Raw genomic sequence first — 14,734 nt, 5'->3', positions numbered from 1 at the left:
TCTAAGTAAGTTTCGATCCCAAGGCTGCACTTTGCGGTGTACTTTACCTGCACAGTTCTATGTCGAATAAGTACGATTACTGCAGTAAATCAAAACCTGCCCACATTGTTGGTCCTCGGGATCAAATCTATAATTGATATCGAGGCTGGAAGCCGAGCAGACGGACCTGCATCTGAGGCACGATCATTTTAAACGGGTCGGATTGTCGAATCTAATCTACCGGTTACGGATGTTTTATTATTCGGAGGCGAAGATTAATTTCTACAATTCACCTTCGGACGGCGGTGCGGTTGTGGAGATCGAATTGCCTCTGGTCGATAAGCTGAAAGGAGAATCCGAATGAACAGAATCATCATTGTCGACGATGAAGAATTAATTCGTGAAAGTCTCGCCATTCAATTAGCTGAGTTAGAGGGAATCGCAGTCTCCGCTACACTGCATAACGGGAGCAAGGCGCTGGACTGGTTAAAGGAACATTATGCGGACATTTGTATGACGGATGTAAGGATGCCCTTGGTAGATGGGCTTCAACTGATCGAAGAGATTAATACCAGGTGTCCATGGATGACCTGTATTGTCATTTCCAGCTATGACGACTTTCAATACGCCAAGAAGAGCATCATGCTGGGTGCCGTAGACTACGTGCTCAAACCGATCGATAATACGCTGCTATGCGAAGCGGTAGAAAAGGCCTGCACCAGAATTCAAGCGCAGCGCCGGAGCGAAGCGAACCGGCTGCTGCTGCAGAAACTCCCGGTGTACAAGCCGGTGCTGGAGCAGTGGATTGACATGATTTTGACGGTTTTTTTACACGGTCAGCCGCTGATTATCGTGGATACGCTCGCTATGTTCGAGGAATGGATAGACGGCCGCTACGAGATTTTGAATGACCTTGCCATGGCGTGGACTGCGCTCGTGATCGAGGAGCTGAAGAAGCAGGACATTCTCGTGAGCTTTGAGGAAGGTGAGGATGTGGGACTCGGCGAGGCAAGTCTGCGGCACGAAGATGTGCGGCATTATTACCGACTTTGTGCGGTCAGGCGGCTGGAGCGGGCGGCCAATGTGCTGATGGACCGGGCGCGTAAAGCGAAAAACTTGCAGAGAGAAAGCGTCGTGGATCAAGTCAAGCGATACATTGAGGATCATTATGCCGAGAGCTGGGGGCTGCAGGACTTGGCCGACCACGTGGCGATGAGCCGCTCATATCTAGCCAAGCTGTTTAAAGACCAGGTTGGGATGACGATCTGGACGTATTGCGTCAATGTACGCATGCGGAATGCCAGAGATTTGCTGTTAACCACCTCGCTGAAAAGCTACGAGATCGCGATGCGAGTCGGCTACGAGAACAGCATTCACTTTTCCCGGATCTTCAAACAGTATCATGGAATGAATCCCATGGAGTATAAGGAGAAATTCAGGGAGCAATGAGCAGGCGATTTGGATCTGGAGAAAAAGCCTTGGATACACATATATCCATATCGTGTATTGACGCAAGTCGAATTCGGGAGTATGTCAAAAAATAAAAAAACGCTACTGACATACTGTTGTCAGGAGCGTTTTTTTATAATCGGAGTAAGAAACATAAAGGAGTGGGACATACATGCAATTTGCTTCTGTACGCATCATTACCGACGACGTGGATCGTCTTGTTGAATTCTATGAGATCGTCATAGGTGTTTCAGCGGAACGCCCCGCGCCCGTCTTTGCCGAATTCGTTGTGCCATCGTGCACCCTGGCGATTGGCCACTCCCAGACGGTGCCACTGTTCGGCGCTGGTTCCGCAGTGGCGGCCAACAATCACACTGTCATCCTCGAGTTCCGCGTCCACGATGTCGATGCCGAATACGAGCGCTTGAAGCCGTTCATCGACGAATGGGTAAAGGAACCAACCACGATGCCATGGGGAAACCGTGCTGCGCTGTTTCGCGATCCCGACGGGAATCTGGTTAATCTCTTCGCACCGGTGACCGAGGAAGCGATCAAACGGTTCAGCGGTAGGCATTGATGAACCGTTGAAGTGAGTGGGACCTCAATTTGTGGTCAATATCATGTATTGTGCAAGAATTTCCATGAGCAAGTATCAGGAGCAGCTATGGCTGCTCCTTTACTGTTTTCAGTTCTGTTTCCGATCCTTTCGTTTTGCAGGAATTACAACCGCATCCTGTTGATAAGCATGATGATCCGTTTGCTTTTCGTCTTTGAATCATCACGATACCCGCTATTACGAAAATAAGTGCGATACCGGCTAAAACGAAAGGATTCAAAAAGAATGAGGATACCCCTAAAACTGCCAGTCCTCCAAGTAGTGGCAACGTACAACACAAAGCACACGCACCTAGTAGCCCAAGACCTGCTAGCCAACTCCCTTTTCCCATTTACATCACCTTCCAAATGAAGTTATAATCCAATCATAAAACTTAAAGCTCACTTTAAGTCAAGGTCAAGGGAGTGTTTTTATGTCTGGTCTTCGCATTGGGCAACTCGCGGCTAAAGCAGAAATCAGCGCATCGACGCTGCGTTACTACGAATCCGTTGGATTACTTCCTGCTCCAGAACGCATATATGGTCAGCGACGATATCAAGAAGGGTTGCTAGATCGCATCCATTTTATCAAAGTCGCTCAGCAAACCGGTTTTAGTATTCAAGAAATTACTATTCTTTTGGAAGGCTTTGAACCAAGCGATTCGCCTTCGGATCGTTGGGAGCTCATGGCCAAACAAAAACGTTCAGAACTAGAAGAGCGAAAGAAGCAGCTTAATTCAATGATACAAATTTTAGATAGTGGATTAAGCTGTAAATGCCTAACTTGGTCGGAATGCAAGGAGAAAATAGAAAGTAACGGTTCTTGTTAGAGGAGAAATTTGATGTTCATGGCTTTGCGAATTGGATACGATAGTCGAATGAAAACGAAGCGGACCGCAGCGGTCGGCAGGTAAAGGGGCTGAATGTAATGAAGGTTACATTTAATGAAGTTCAAGACGTGCTAGAAAATTACAAGTCTGCAGTTTACGATACAAATGTTGAAAGATTCTTAGCGGCATATGCTCCCGAAATGCATATTTATGATTGTTGGAGTAGCTTTGAAAGCAAGGGGATCTCTCCCATGAAGGCAAATGTTGAAGAGTGGTTTAACGGATTAAGGGCGGATGGCATTTCATTAATTGTTGATTTCAATGACCTAGCAGTAGAAGAAAACTTGAATCTTGCATTCGTTTACTGTGCCGTTACCTTTGCTGCACACGATATAGAATCAGGAGAAAAGCTTCGCCAAATAACAAATCGGTTTACATTTGGCTTAAGGAAAGAGAATGATTCCTGGCTTATTATTCATCAACATTCTTCCTTACCCATACATGTAGAGACTGGAATGGGTCTTTTTGATTCAGCGAAGATCCCAAGCTAAGAGGCGAGAGCCTCAGCCATATGAACACAAGCAAGCTGCCATTTCGGCAGCTTGCTTGTTGTTTTCTATACAGTAAATGAGCGTTTAGCCACAGTGAAATGTAAGCGATTTCAAGTTAGTGTAGAGAGGGCTGATGATCAGCCTAATACGATAAAGAGGTGATGAATAGATGTTTGGAAAAAGAAAGAAGGCAGGCAGCATCCTAGCATTAAGCGCAATGCTATTAGCCAGTTTCAGTTCGGTTTCATCGGCAGCGGGAAGTTCGGTCACCCTCTACAAGGATACGACGTATCAGACGATCTGGGGATTCGGGGCAGCCGCCAATCACCCGGTCAATGAGCTGAAGAACAACTACACGTCCGCTGTGCAGAGTCAGATTCTGGATAAACTGTTCAAAGTGGATGAATCCAATGCGGGGCTGTCCATGGTCAGACTGGAAATCAATCCATATACCTCCTCCGAAGATGCGGTACAGACGACATTCATGCCCTCTGACGGTGTGCTGGATTGGAACACGGACCTGCATCAGAGATGGTTTGCGCAGGAAGCCAAGAACAGAGGCATGAACCAGTTCTATGCGGTCCCTTGGAGCCCGCCCGGTTGGATGAAAGACAATGGCTCCCCGAATATAATGGAGGGCACCTGAAGACGACCCACTACGATAAGTTTGCGAATTATTTAAAAACCTACGTGGATCACTACCGTAATACGTTCGGCTTCAATATCAAATGGGTCAGCGTCCAAAACGAACCAGACCTGTCCACCCCGTATGCATCCGCGCAGTATACGACCAGTGAAATGAATCAAGCCGCCGCCAAGGTCGCCGATGCGATTCACAGTTTGAATCAAGGGGTGCTGGTTGGAGCACCGGAGGGCTCAAATCGTATGGCCTCGAATAATTATATGGTCAACTTCAGCACGGCCACGAGAGATAAATTTGATTTTGTCACGGTGCATGATTACGGAACATATACGGACGTAAATCATTTCGGCAAGCCCTTGATTAGCACGGAGGTGAGCGATTTTCAAAATGCCAATGACCCCTCAATCACCGATGGGCTGAAATGGGCCAATATAATCGCATCGGACCTGAAGCGGGGCGAGAGGGGCTGGCTCTACTGGTGGGCTGTGAATCCTGCATCAAGCGGCACAGGTGAGGGCTTAATCAACTTAGGTGCCAATAACTCTTTTTCGGTGAATAAACGGCTGTATGTGATGGGGCAATTCAGTCGTTACTTGCGGCCTGACGACATTCGTATTCTAGCAGCCTCAAGTGACAGCAATCTGATCTCGATTGCCGGTACCAACCATACAGGCAGGGCGTCGGTCATTATCATCAATAATAGCTCTTCTGCCATAACCACGACCATCAGCGGCTTGACTTTTGACCACGTATCGGGAAGACGAACCAGCGCGTCGGAAGACTTGGCGAAGCTAGCCGATCTGACAGTGAACGGCGGTTCGGTTACCGTGACGCTGCCGGGCAAGTCTGTTACGAGCTATACGGAGTACTAGACATTGTGCCCCTGCTAAAATGATATAAAAAAGGCGTTTTACTCAGGCATACCTCCTGGTAGACGCCTTTTCCACGTATGCGGTCCGCGTTGATACTCGATCTTTTGGAGACCTCAGAATGAAGCCCCGGCTTGATGATGTCTGAACGGATGTAAATCTGATATCATGAATGCAGAGATACAAAGATGTTATGTTGCAGAAAGGCTGTTGGAATTCATATCGAGCAGGATGGCATATGGAGATTGGCATCGCCTAGTAAGGAGGGAAAAGCATTGACAGCTGTTATTGATAAAATTGCCTGGGTGCATGTCGCTAACGGGCAAGTCCTGTGCGCACGATCCAAAGGCAAAGAGAACTTCTATATTCCTGGGGGAAAGCGGGACCCTGGAGAGACAGATGAGGAGACCCTTAGAAGAGAAATAGAGGAAGAACTGTCTGTACGGATAAAGCCGGAAACCATTACGTATTTCGGTACGTTTGAGGCGCAGGCTCATGACAAGTCAGCGGGAGTTCTGGTGCGAATGACTTGCTATAGGGGAGACTACGAGGGAGAACTGCTTCCGGCTTCCGAAATCGAAGAAGCGGCCTGGCTGAGCTATTCAGACAGGGAGAGGGTATCTTCCGTGAGTCAGTTGATCTTTGATAAGCTGCTGGAGATGAAGCTGATCCAGTAAAGTGGCGGGACTGTCTTGGCATGTGGCATGTGACGGGACGAACCCAATTGCGTAAGCTTTTCATGGGGACTGGCAGTATCGACGAGCAAAAAAGGCAGCAAGGATTTACCGTAACAGGTGTCCTTGCTGCCGTTTTTACTAGATGGAGACGGGCTCTTATCGAATAGTCTCCAAGTATTCTGCGAAACGATCCATCGTCTCCGTGATTCCTTGCTCCATGCCCATTTCGATAACCTGTTTAAGCGCTTCGGCGCTTTCGTACCGGGCACGGCTGACATATTTCGTTGTTCCTTCAAACTCTTCGAAGGTCACAGTAATGTCAGAAGAAGGCATACCCTGCGATTCATTCCCTTCGGCATCGGAGAAGTAATCCGTGTAGGAGAACGTCGCTGGCGCTTCAATCTCCTTATAAATGGCCTTGCCCCAAGATTCAAAACCGAAGAAATCGCCCTGCTTCTCATCTACGCATTTCATGCAGTAATGCCAGGCTCCGCCCGGACGTAAATCGACCGTACAGTGAGTAACTTCCCAGCCGCGGGGACCCCACCATTTCTTCAGGTGCTCGGCTTCTGTGTGGGCTTTGAATACAAGCTCGCGCGGGGCGTTGAAAATGCGCTCCATAATCAGATACTGACCTTCTGTTTGAATTACTAATTGATTAGACATTATTAAATCCCTCCTAATGATTATGAACCTGAATGATCTTCCTGATCTCGAAGCTTTTGTAAGTAACTCTCTAGGTTGTTAAGCCGCTCATCCCAGACACCGCGGTACGTGGACAGCCACGTATCCAGCGCTTGAAAGGGCTCCAAGCGAAGCTTGTAATTCCGACGGTTCGCGACAGCCTGAACCTCGACTACACCCGCATCCAGCAGGACGCGCAGATGCTTGGAAGCCTGAGGCTGACGGATGCCGAGTCGTTCGGCGATTTCGCCTACAGACAAGTGGCTGTCCAGCAGCAGCTCTACGATGCGTGCTCGGTTCGGTTCAGCGAGAGCGCTGAACAAGGAACTGTCTATCGGTTCGATGTCTCAGCCACCTCATTTCGTTTCGCGTATCGAACTCGTGTCTTTAATATACCTCATAAGGAATATTCCTGTCAAGGAATGTTTGATGAAAATTGTTGTCGATACTTACTGTCTTGTCCAACTGCATCCTCTAAAGGAATGACGAAGAGTCCACCCATCGGCAGACTCTATGGTATAATTTGACTTGTACAACTGAACTTGGGCGGAAGGCAGCCTCCGGAAAGGAGGTCATGGTTCCTAACGGACGAATAAGATTAGCAATCTATAAGAAACAATCCAATCCGAATTGTTCTATAATGGAGTTAATGTACATATCCCTCATGAAAAAGGTGAACTGATAATGAGAAAACTCGTTCTATTTTTACACGCATCACTTGATGGTTTTGTTGAAGGTCCAAACGGTGAAATGGACATTGGCTGGGTTTCCTACGATGCTGATTTGGAGAAACATGCGAAAGAAATTCTGAGCACGGCCGACACCGTCATTTGGGGACGGGGGACTTATCAGATGATGCACAATTACTGGCCATCTGTGGCTTCGGACCCATCAGCTTCGCAGCATGAACGGGATCATGCCGAGTGGATTGAAAAAACAACCAAAATCGTTTTTTCCACGACGCTGGAGAAAGCCGAATGGAACAATTCCAGACTGGTGAAAGAAGATATCGAGGGAGAGATCAAGAACCTCAAACAGCAGCCGGGCAAGGATATGGTCATCCTCGGCAGTCCTAGACTCGCACACCACCTTATGCAACTTGATTTAATCGATGAGTATAAAATCACGGTTTCTCCCGTTCTGATCGGCAGTGGGTTGCCGTTATTCCAAGGTCTCAAGGATAAGATCAATCTGAAACTTATCGAAAACAAAACCTTTGATTCTGGGGCCATTGGTCTCGTTTACCAGACGGTTAGATAACCTTGTCTCCTAAAGTAGATTACGCTAACGATGAACGCTTGTTAAATCCATAATTTTAAAACCTCCTATTAGAAGCAAACTTGAACTATTGCTCTGGTAGGAGGTTTTTTTATGACTTTAAGTGAACTAAATGCCAGTTACCTTTCTTACTGCATCAAAATCTGACTCTTCTGATACTGTGAAGGCGCCATCCCCGTCCACTTCTTGAACGTTTTTGAATAATGCGCTTCGTCGCAGTAGCCGACGGCTTTGGCGATGCTTTGAATTTTCATATCCCCGTTTTTCAATAAAATCTTGGATTGCTCCACACGATATTGGTGAATGTAGTCCAGAAAGTTAATACCTAAATCCTGTTTGAAGCGCATAGACAGGTAGCCACTGGAAATAAAAAATTCTTTAGCCACAGATGCCAGCGACAATTCATTGGAATCGTAGTGGGCGGCGATATACTCTTGGATTTGTTGGACTTTGCTCCTAGGGGCTTTTCTTGTGGGCGAGCTCTCCACATACTGTTGAATGACTTGGGCGACAAGCCCTGCCAGATCTTCCAGCGTCTCAATTTGCTGAACTTGGTTGGCTAGATGGACAATTTTGGGCTGCCAGTCATTGGAGCTGTGAGGTTGTTCCATTCAACAAGCTTGCGAGCAAAGAGAGGGTTTGCAGATTTACTTCTTCACGCGAATGTAAAGCATGTGTCTGGAAGTACTCGAACCACTTGTCCGTCTGGTTCAAAGCTTCTGCATAATCACCGGTCCGAAGGGCCTCTAGAATAGAAGATTCCAATACGTGCTCAGCCGTATCGTTATGGACTCTACAGGCAGCGGAAGTGACTACGCTCGCGGCTACGAGGTATACGTATCGGCGGACGGAACGAACTGGGGCTCGGCGGTAGCCAGTGGAACTGGAAGTTCCGCTGTCATCACGGTCGACTTCCCAGCGCAGTCTGCTCGCTATATCAAAGTTGTGCAAACGGGAACTGCTTCTAATTGGTGGTCCATCCACGAAATCGCGGTATATAAGTAGAGCCAAATGTACATGAGGAGCATTCTAGCCGGTGAATTCGCCGCGCGGGGTGCTCCTCTTTCCACCTCCCTTACTTTTCCACCCCGTTTAGGGTATGATAAGGAATGGACAAAAAGGGAGGGATATCACTTATGATTAAATTAGGCCTAGGAACCGCCGAATTGGAAGCGCTGCTTCAAGAAGGAATCGCGGACGAGCAGGCGAGAGCAGCGATTGCCAAAGCAATTGCAGCCAATAATGAAGCGATTGCTCAGCAGGTGCTGGCGCTGGTTTCCAGCGACCTCATGAACGCGTTCAAGCAAATGGGAATGAAGTAAATCATTGATAACACAGGCAGGCTTGCCTGTGTTTTTTCACATATATTTATGGGGGTATTGTACATATAAATAGCCCATGGAGATTGTTCGATGGACTTTGTATAATGGAATCTATGGCTCACGATCAATTGAGGGTTGAAAATAAATGCGCATATAAGGTGAATGACATGAGAATAGCTTTTTTTGATTCGGGAATCGGTGGAATCACGGTATTGGCTGAAGCGATGAGGCGGCTGCCGCAGGAGGATTACTTGTATTTTGCCGATACGCTCCATGTCCCGTATGGGACGAAATCGAAGGAAGACGTACTTGACTATGTGAAAAAATCGGTAGACACCATTATTCAACACGATGTCAAAGCGCTTGTTATTGCCTGCAATACGGCCACAAGCATTGCGGTCGCAGACCTCAGAAGCACTTACGGGATTCCTATCATAGGCATGGAACCCGCAGTGAAGCCGGCTCTGGAGATGAACCGCTCCACAGGGAAGCGGGTGCTGGTATTTGCTACGCCGTTAACGCTCAAGCAGACGAAGTATTTGGAGCTGATATCCCGTATTGATGACCAGCACATGGTGGATTCGCTGCCGCTGCCGGAGCTGGTGGAGTTTTGCGAGGCGCTTCAATTTAATCCAGCCATCATTACGGCTTATTTCCAGGAGAAGCTGACCGGATTTGATTTGAGCCTTTACGGCACCGTGGTGCTGGGCTGCACGCATTTTCCTTTTTACAAGGACCTGTTAAGAAGCATTCTTCCCGATCATATTCAAATTGTAGACGGCAGCAGCGGCGCGGTTAACCGCCTGAAGCACGTGATGGAGGAAGAGGGGAATCTCGGAACGGATGGTCAAGCTGAGGTTGCCTTTCTTTGCTCGAATCAAGACCCTGTTTATATGAAAAAAATGCAAGACGCGCTGGCGATCATCCGAAATCGCGCGACTAAGAAGTAAACAAAGAACGCTTGGCAGCCGCAAAGGCCGTCTACAGCGTTCTTTTTCTATAGCTATCTATCCCTTGGCTCTAGACGCCAGTGATTTTCTCATCACGGATCCGAGCATGCTGACCATCGTCTTCCGCGGCAGCAAGCGGGCAAGCAGGGCGTTGAGGACGTTCAGCTTCCCGTCAATGACGAAGCTTTTATTCTGACTAAGCGCTTTCAGCGCTGTGTCTACGACTTGCTCCGGGGAGCGCTTCCTGTCCAGCTCGACTTCCTTGGCTTTGGTGAAAAATTGAGTATCTGTCGGGCCTGGACAAAGCGCAAGCACTTTAATGCCCTGATGGCGGTATTCCTCCCAGAGAGACTCGGAGAAGGATAACACGAATGTCTTCGTAGCGCTGTACACCGAGCAATAAGGGAAAGGGAAGAACGATAACAGCGAAGCCAGGTTGATGATCGCCCCGTCGCCTTTAGCCAGCATTGGCGGCAAAAACAGATGTGTCATATCGACCAATGAAGCGACATTCAGCTTAATCTGCTGCCGATATTCTTCGGCCGAATGACTGAGAAACTCACCACTCAAGCCAAATCCCGCGTTGTTCACCAATAAGTCCACGTGCCATCCCAGCTCCTGCACCTGCCGAAATATCTCAGAAGGCGTGTGCTCCAGACTGAGGTCTGCTGTTATGACTTGAACTTCGACGGCAAACCTGCCGGCCAGCTCACGGGCTAAGCGCTCCAATGTATCTTGCGAACGCGCCGCCAGGATCAATCGGTATCCTTGTGCGGCCAAGCGGTGTGCAAATACTTCCCCGATGCCTGAAGATGCTCCTGTAATAAGTGCGGTTTTATTCATATTCCGTATAGTCCTTCCTGCAGCTGCTTATATTCAATATGCGTTAACACTCGGTCATTTAATCATATTTGTCTTCGTCCACACGATGCTTATGCTCCAGAATCAGCTCCGCCTCCGTTTCAAAGTTGAGATACAGCGGCGCGGGCAGCTTGGCGATCAGGGCATCGATTACGGGATGCGCCAATAGTTCATCCACTGTCGCAGGCTGCTGCTCAAGTTCGTAGACCCATTCTCTCATGGAGTCGATAAATGTATAAAAAGATGCTTCAAAAGCATTCGCAGCTTCTTCTGCATCGTCACCGGATGCGGCCGACATGGTGTTCCAACGGGACAGCATCGTGTCCAATGCTTCATGGATACAATTTTTCATAAGATGACCTCCCTGATCGTAAAAATCATACCCTTTTATTCCTGTTTTGGGTAGCTATACTTGAATAATTGGCAGGCAGCCTCAAGCTGCCGCTAGTTCAATTAACGGCATAGAATAGAAGATGACCGGGCTCTCCCTATCTATGGTATTATTTACCACGGGTGAAATGTTGAGCTTTGTCATCTGGTAAATACAGCAATGGCTCAGGATTGTATTCGTTTATCTCGTAAATATGATACATTGTAAAGGAGTAAGGAGGTATTGCTGATGTGGCGTGTCATGCTTGTGGATGATGAACCTCTCGTATTAGAGGGGATGCGGGTTATGGTAGATTGGAACAGGTACAGCTTTGATATATGCGGTGAAGCGACGGATGGCAGCGAGGCGTTGGAGCTTATTGGAGAGCTTCGTCCCGATGTTGTATTCACAGATATTCGGATGCCGCTCTTAACCGGTATTGATCTGATTCAGCGCACCAATGAATCGATGAAACAGCCGCCTACATTTGTTATTTTAAGCGGCTATGATGATTTCTCCTATGCGCAGACGGCAATGCGTGAGAATGTAAGCGATTATTTGCTCAAGCCGATTGACGAACAAGAAATTGAAACTGTGCTAAAAAGGCTGCAGCAGGAGCTCGGCCAGAAACAGAGAACCAACGAAGAAATGGAGCAGAAGAGACAGCTGCTGGTCTCCACATCTGGACCCGACTCGTACGCGGCGAGGTAACAGGACTTCTGGAAGGAAGTATTGACTTACTTGGAGCTGCAGGAAGAGCTGAGCTTAGATGCGTCTTGATCGAAGGAAGTGTCCCAGAGGGAATTGAAGAGCAAGAGGATCGTGCATGGTTTCAAGTGAAGACTTTTATGAAAGCGCTTTTGAAAAATATGCACCCGGACGGCTCCTTCATCTCTTTGAGGACGGAACAGGACGTATAGGTCTGATTTTGCTTGATCATTCAGGAATATTCGCAGAATTGGAAGCGTTTAGCCGGCATATGAAGCATGAACTTCATGTTCCTGATGACTTCAATCTCTACCTGCTAGTAAGCGAAAGGAGGAAAGGTGCGAAAAACATTCATGAGCTTTACAAGCAGGCGCTACAGACCCGCAGACTTGCTTCCTATCAGGAGGGCAATCTCTATTATTACAGCTCACTGAGCAAGCTTCAATTGAACGAAGAGATGCAGGAGCAGAGTGTCCAGATGCTGCTGGAGGCGGTGGAGAGCCTTGATCACGCAGAGATGGAGAGTCAGGTCGCTCAGTGGTTTGCAGAATGTAAAACTTCTCGGGCTTCTGTAGAGATCGTCGAGTTTCATCTGGCCAATCTCCAGTTGGAACTCATCAGGCTTGTTCATGACTGGCAGGGAGATATTCAGGAGTTCGGAGAGCGGTTGCTGAAGCTGGAGAAGAGGACGCGCCATCCGCAGTTGCAAGATTTAGAACGCTATGCAAGAGAGATGCTTCGAGTAACCGCTGCTTATTTGGAGGATATGAAGCAGCATAATTCCAAAAGCCCGATTGTTCAGATCGTTCAATATGTGAACAAGCACTATAACCAAAAGCTGCAGCTGCAAACCATTGCGGAAGAACATCATTTGAATTCCACGTATTTAGGTCAGATTTTCAAAAAGCATACCGGTCAATCCTTCAATGAATATATTCATGTCAGACGTATTGAGGAAGCGAAAAAGCTGCTCAAGCGAACCCATTTAAAAACTAGCGATATTGCTTCCATGGTAGGTTACCAGGACCCGGATTATTTTATTCGCAAATTCAAATCCATTACCAATCAATTGCCTACGGCCTATAAGAAGTCAGAGTCCGAGCAGGATTCACCAGATGCAGAGCCTAGTGGAGGAGACGAAGCATGAGAAGAAATTTTGGCTTGCTCAGGTGGGTCGATGATATTCCTCTGACCTATAAATTGCTGCTTATGTATCTGGTCTGTGTACTGTTACCCATAGTCGCTATCAACTTCTTGTTTCTTGACCGTTTATCGCAAAACGTCAAGGAGAGGGAGACACAAAACCTGCAAATCTCGCTGGATCGCGCCAGCAGCAGCATCAATGAGCTGATACAAGGAGGAGTGGCGATCAGTCACGCGATATCGACGGACCGCGCTTTGTATGAGGAATTGGATCATCGTTATGCGGATAATGTGGAATTCTATGAGGCTTATAACAATCTTCTCCGGGATAAAGTGAATCACTATATGCCAGCTAACACGCAGATTGAACAGATTAAAGTGTACACCAATAATAAGACGATACAGTCAGGTGGCAATTATGCCGTTCTTGACGAAGAGGTCATGAAGAGTGAGTGGTACCAGAGTTTCATTGCTTCTACAGAAAAAGTGTTTGTGTATGCCTACAAGGAGAAAGAAGCGATCAATCCGGAATACTATTCGCCGCATCTGAGTATCATAACCCGATTGAACAGCTTTGATGATACTAGGGCCTTTACTAAAGTTTTAAAAATTGATATCGCTTTAAACAAAATATACGATACCCTAACGCAGGAAAAAGATTATTTGGACCTTTACCTGGTGAACGGCAGCAATCAAATCATTATGTCCACGACAAGCGGCTACCAGCTGGACAACGCTCCTTGGTATTTGAATTTGTCACCGAAATTTCAGATGGGACAGTTCCCTCATTTCGAACATCCTCTGGGTGGAGCCTCCTTTACAAGAGGCTGGCAGGTCGTAGGCTTTGCCGAGAATGATCGGACGGCGTCTGCGATGAAGGAATCGAGAGATTATATTTTCGCACTTGCAGGCGGATCGACCTTGATCACCTCTATTCTCATCTATATTATTTTGCGTTCGTATAACTATAGGGTAAAACGTCTGTCCCGTCATATGGAAAAAGTGAAAACCGGCAAATTCGATCCGCTTGTTCTCCATGAAGGCCGGGATGAGATCGGGGAGCTTGTAAGAAGCTTTAATCGCATGACCTCCAAGATGAAGATGCTGATTAACGATGTGTACAAGCTGGAGATTCAGAAGAAAGACCTGGAGCTGGAGCGAGTACGGGCGGAGCTTAACTTGCTGCAGAGCCAGATGAATCCGCACTTTTTGTTCAATACGCTGAACGCCATACTCGTCGTATGCACAAGAAACCGCTACACGGATATTACCGAAATTATCAAGAGCTTATCCAAGATATTAAGAAGATTGATCAGCTGGAAAGAGGATATCGTCACGGTCCGCGAGGAAGTCAGCTTTACGGATATGTACCTGAAGGTGGAGAAATTCCGCTTCGGGGATCGTTTCGATTACAGGTTCCACATTGATGAAGAAGCTATGGAATATAAGATTCCCAAGATGAGTATTCAGCCGCTTGTTGAGAATGCGTGCAAGCACGGCCTGCAGACGATCAAAGGCATCGGGCATATTGAAATTGATGTGCAGGTGCTGAAAACCAGCTTGTGCATACGCATTGCTGATAACGGCAAGGGTATGGAGGAGGAGGAACTCAAACAGCTGCTTCTTAATGTAAGAAGCGAGCAGCAAGTCAATGAACATATCGGCGTTCGCAATGTGTATCGAAGGCTGCAGCTGAATTATGGTGATCAAGTCAAGTTCAAGATGGAAAGCACGCCGGGAACGGGGACGGTCATTATCATGGATATCCCGATGAGAATGCTGGACACTCCGTTTACAAGCCGATTTACGAACTAGAGGGGGAGAGC

21 protein-coding genes are annotated in these 14,734 nt (G+C 47.4%); 16 read left to right on the top strand and 5 right to left on the bottom strand.

What is annotated here, in order from left to right; all coding sequences use genetic code 11:
• The first annotated feature begins 133 nt into the window (after positions 1–133).
• The 9 genes from L0M14_RS22965 (at position 134) to L0M14_RS22925 (ending at position 5,759) form a co-directional block, all read left to right on the top strand.
• A complete protein-coding gene (locus L0M14_RS22965; RefSeq protein WP_235118858.1) occupies positions 134–343 on the top strand; it encodes a hypothetical protein in 210 nt (69 codons plus the stop codon).
• The gene (locus tag L0M14_RS22960; RefSeq protein ID WP_235118857.1) at positions 340–1,428 is read left to right on the top strand and encodes a response regulator; all 1,089 of its coding nucleotides are present in this window, start codon (positions 340–342) and stop codon (positions 1,426–1,428) included. Before L0M14_RS22965 ends, L0M14_RS22960 begins: the two co-directional genes overlap by 4 nt.
• Before the next feature lie 172 nt (positions 1,429–1,600).
• Positions 1,601–2,005, top strand: coding sequence for a VOC family protein (locus tag L0M14_RS22955; RefSeq protein ID WP_235118856.1), 405 nt, complete (start codon positions 1,601–1,603; stop codon positions 2,003–2,005).
• 451 nt (positions 2,006–2,456) lie between these two features.
• Complete coding sequence (locus tag L0M14_RS22950; protein ID WP_235118855.1) at positions 2,457–2,852, top strand: MerR family transcriptional regulator; 396 nt, start codon at positions 2,457–2,459, stop codon at positions 2,850–2,852.
• 98 nt (positions 2,853–2,950) lie between these two features.
• A complete protein-coding gene (locus L0M14_RS22945) occupies positions 2,951–3,403 on the top strand; it encodes a YybH family protein (protein WP_235118854.1) in 453 nt (150 codons plus the stop codon).
• Positions 3,404–3,572: 169 nt separating this feature from the next.
• Positions 3,573–4,049 carry a glycoside hydrolase gene (locus L0M14_RS22940; protein ID WP_235118853.1) on the top strand — a complete coding sequence of 159 codons (477 nt, stop codon included), beginning with the start codon at positions 3,573–3,575 and terminating at the stop codon, positions 4,047–4,049.
• Complete coding sequence (locus L0M14_RS22935; protein ID WP_235118852.1) at positions 4,004–4,918, top strand: glycoside hydrolase family 30 beta sandwich domain-containing protein; 915 nt, start codon at positions 4,004–4,006, stop codon at positions 4,916–4,918. The genes L0M14_RS22940 and L0M14_RS22935 overlap by 46 nt, the downstream gene beginning before the upstream one ends.
• A 272-nt stretch (positions 4,919–5,190) precedes the next feature.
• Positions 5,191–5,592 carry an NUDIX hydrolase gene (locus L0M14_RS22930; RefSeq protein WP_235118851.1) on the top strand — a complete coding sequence of 134 codons (402 nt, stop codon included), beginning with the start codon at positions 5,191–5,193 and terminating at the stop codon, positions 5,590–5,592.
• 20 nt (positions 5,593–5,612) lie between these two features.
• The gene (locus tag L0M14_RS22925; protein WP_235118850.1) at positions 5,613–5,759 is read left to right on the top strand and encodes a hypothetical protein; all 147 of its coding nucleotides are present in this window, start codon (positions 5,613–5,615) and stop codon (positions 5,757–5,759) included.
• Here L0M14_RS22925 and L0M14_RS22920 read toward each other — a convergent pair.
• On the bottom strand, positions 5,749–6,258 hold the full coding sequence (locus L0M14_RS22920) for an SRPBCC domain-containing protein (protein ID WP_235118849.1): 510 nt from the start codon (positions 6,256–6,258) through the stop codon (positions 5,749–5,751). The two genes, L0M14_RS22925 and L0M14_RS22920, sit on opposite strands and share 11 nt — an antisense overlap.
• A gap of 20 nt (positions 6,259–6,278) precedes the next feature.
• On the bottom strand, positions 6,279–6,599 hold the full coding sequence (locus tag L0M14_RS22915; RefSeq protein WP_405030801.1) for an ArsR/SmtB family transcription factor: 321 nt from the start codon (positions 6,597–6,599) through the stop codon (positions 6,279–6,281).
• Positions 6,600–6,960: 361 nt separating this feature from the next.
• On the opposite strand from L0M14_RS22915, the gene L0M14_RS22910 reads away from it, so the two are divergent.
• Positions 6,961–7,536 carry a dihydrofolate reductase family protein gene (locus tag L0M14_RS22910; RefSeq protein ID WP_235118848.1) on the top strand — a complete coding sequence of 192 codons (576 nt, stop codon included), beginning with the start codon at positions 6,961–6,963 and terminating at the stop codon, positions 7,534–7,536.
• A gap of 146 nt (positions 7,537–7,682) precedes the next feature.
• Here the strand turns inward: L0M14_RS22910 and L0M14_RS22905 are convergent, their stop codons facing one another.
• Positions 7,683–8,165 (bottom strand): helix-turn-helix domain-containing protein, encoded by a 483-nt coding sequence (locus L0M14_RS22905; protein ID WP_235118847.1) that lies wholly within the window; start codon positions 8,163–8,165, stop codon positions 7,683–7,685.
• Between the two features lie 157 nt (positions 8,166–8,322).
• Between L0M14_RS22905 and L0M14_RS22900 the strand changes: the two genes are divergently transcribed.
• The 3 genes from L0M14_RS22900 to murI all read left to right on the top strand — a co-directional run bounded on the left by L0M14_RS22900 (position 8,323) and on the right by murI (position 9,826).
• Positions 8,323–8,559, top strand: coding sequence for a discoidin domain-containing protein (locus L0M14_RS22900; protein ID WP_235118846.1), 237 nt, complete (start codon positions 8,323–8,325; stop codon positions 8,557–8,559).
• 131 nt (positions 8,560–8,690) lie between these two features.
• Positions 8,691–8,876 (top strand): hypothetical protein, encoded by a 186-nt coding sequence (locus L0M14_RS22895; RefSeq protein ID WP_235118845.1) that lies wholly within the window; start codon positions 8,691–8,693, stop codon positions 8,874–8,876.
• 167 nt (positions 8,877–9,043) lie between these two features.
• The gene (murI, locus tag L0M14_RS22890; RefSeq protein ID WP_235118844.1) at positions 9,044–9,826 is read left to right on the top strand and encodes a glutamate racemase; all 783 of its coding nucleotides are present in this window, start codon (positions 9,044–9,046) and stop codon (positions 9,824–9,826) included.
• Between the two features lie 57 nt (positions 9,827–9,883).
• On the opposite strand, the gene L0M14_RS22885 is transcribed toward murI, so the two are convergent.
• Positions 9,884–10,669 (bottom strand): SDR family NAD(P)-dependent oxidoreductase, encoded by a 786-nt coding sequence (locus L0M14_RS22885; RefSeq protein ID WP_235118843.1) that lies wholly within the window; start codon positions 10,667–10,669, stop codon positions 9,884–9,886.
• Positions 10,670–10,727: 58 nt separating this feature from the next.
• The gene (locus tag L0M14_RS22880; RefSeq protein WP_235118842.1) at positions 10,728–11,039 is read right to left on the bottom strand and encodes a hypothetical protein; all 312 of its coding nucleotides are present in this window, start codon (positions 11,037–11,039) and stop codon (positions 10,728–10,730) included.
• 267 nt (positions 11,040–11,306) lie between these two features.
• Between L0M14_RS22880 and L0M14_RS22875 the strand changes: the two genes are divergently transcribed.
• The 3 genes from L0M14_RS22875 to L0M14_RS22865 all read left to right on the top strand — a co-directional run bounded on the left by L0M14_RS22875 (position 11,307) and on the right by L0M14_RS22865 (position 14,723).
• Positions 11,307–11,768 (top strand): response regulator, encoded by a 462-nt coding sequence (locus L0M14_RS22875; RefSeq protein ID WP_235118841.1) that lies wholly within the window; start codon positions 11,307–11,309, stop codon positions 11,766–11,768.
• A gap of 115 nt (positions 11,769–11,883) precedes the next feature.
• On the top strand, positions 11,884–12,912 hold the full coding sequence (locus L0M14_RS22870) for a helix-turn-helix transcriptional regulator (protein WP_235118840.1): 1,029 nt from the start codon (positions 11,884–11,886) through the stop codon (positions 12,910–12,912).
• The gene (locus tag L0M14_RS22865) at positions 12,909–14,723 is read left to right on the top strand and encodes a sensor histidine kinase (RefSeq protein WP_235118839.1); all 1,815 of its coding nucleotides are present in this window, start codon (positions 12,909–12,911) and stop codon (positions 14,721–14,723) included. Before L0M14_RS22870 ends, L0M14_RS22865 begins: the two co-directional genes overlap by 4 nt.
• Positions 14,724–14,734 lie beyond the last annotated feature (11 nt).

This window comes from Paenibacillus hexagrammi (assembly GCF_021513275.1).
GTDB classification, from domain to species: Bacteria; Bacillota; Bacilli; order Paenibacillales; family NBRC-103111; genus Paenibacillus_E; species Paenibacillus_E hexagrammi.
This window is presented reverse-complemented; position numbering and strand designations above follow the sequence as displayed.

What these genes read in the sequence shown, in the direction of transcription:
- L0M14_RS22960 (WP_235118857.1), top strand. Translation starts at nt 340, where the DNA reads ATGAACAGAATCATCATTGTCGACGATGAAGAATTAATTCGTGAAAGT.
- L0M14_RS22955 (WP_235118856.1), top strand. Translation starts at nt 1,601, where the DNA reads ATGCAATTTGCTTCTGTACGCATCATTACCGACGACGTGGATCGTCTT.
- L0M14_RS22950 (WP_235118855.1), top strand. Translation starts at nt 2,457, where the DNA reads ATGTCTGGTCTTCGCATTGGGCAACTCGCGGCTAAAGCAGAAATCAGC.
- L0M14_RS22945 (WP_235118854.1), top strand. Translation starts at nt 2,951, where the DNA reads ATGAAGGTTACATTTAATGAAGTTCAAGACGTGCTAGAAAATTACAAG.
- L0M14_RS22940 (WP_235118853.1), top strand. Translation starts at nt 3,573, where the DNA reads ATGTTTGGAAAAAGAAAGAAGGCAGGCAGCATCCTAGCATTAAGCGCA.
- L0M14_RS22925 (WP_235118850.1), top strand. Translation starts at nt 5,613, where the DNA reads ATGTGGCATGTGACGGGACGAACCCAATTGCGTAAGCTTTTCATGGGG.
- L0M14_RS22920 (WP_235118849.1), bottom strand. Translation starts at nt 6,258, where the DNA reads ATGTCTAATCAATTAGTAATTCAAACAGAAGGTCAGTATCTGATTATG.
- L0M14_RS22910 (WP_235118848.1), top strand. Translation starts at nt 6,961, where the DNA reads ATGAGAAAACTCGTTCTATTTTTACACGCATCACTTGATGGTTTTGTT.
- L0M14_RS22905 (WP_235118847.1), bottom strand. Translation starts at nt 8,165, where the DNA reads ATGGAACAACCTCACAGCTCCAATGACTGGCAGCCCAAAATTGTCCAT.
- L0M14_RS22895 (WP_235118845.1), top strand. Translation starts at nt 8,691, where the DNA reads ATGATTAAATTAGGCCTAGGAACCGCCGAATTGGAAGCGCTGCTTCAA.
- murI (WP_235118844.1), top strand. Translation starts at nt 9,044, where the DNA reads ATGAGAATAGCTTTTTTTGATTCGGGAATCGGTGGAATCACGGTATTG.
- L0M14_RS22885 (WP_235118843.1), bottom strand. Translation starts at nt 10,669, where the DNA reads ATGAATAAAACCGCACTTATTACAGGAGCATCTTCAGGCATCGGGGAA.
- L0M14_RS22880 (WP_235118842.1), bottom strand. Translation starts at nt 11,039, where the DNA reads ATGAAAAATTGTATCCATGAAGCATTGGACACGATGCTGTCCCGTTGG.
- L0M14_RS22875 (WP_235118841.1), top strand. Translation starts at nt 11,307, where the DNA reads ATGTGGCGTGTCATGCTTGTGGATGATGAACCTCTCGTATTAGAGGGG.
- L0M14_RS22870 (WP_235118840.1), top strand. Translation starts at nt 11,884, where the DNA reads ATGGTTTCAAGTGAAGACTTTTATGAAAGCGCTTTTGAAAAATATGCA.
- L0M14_RS22865 (WP_235118839.1), top strand. Translation starts at nt 12,909, where the DNA reads ATGAGAAGAAATTTTGGCTTGCTCAGGTGGGTCGATGATATTCCTCTG.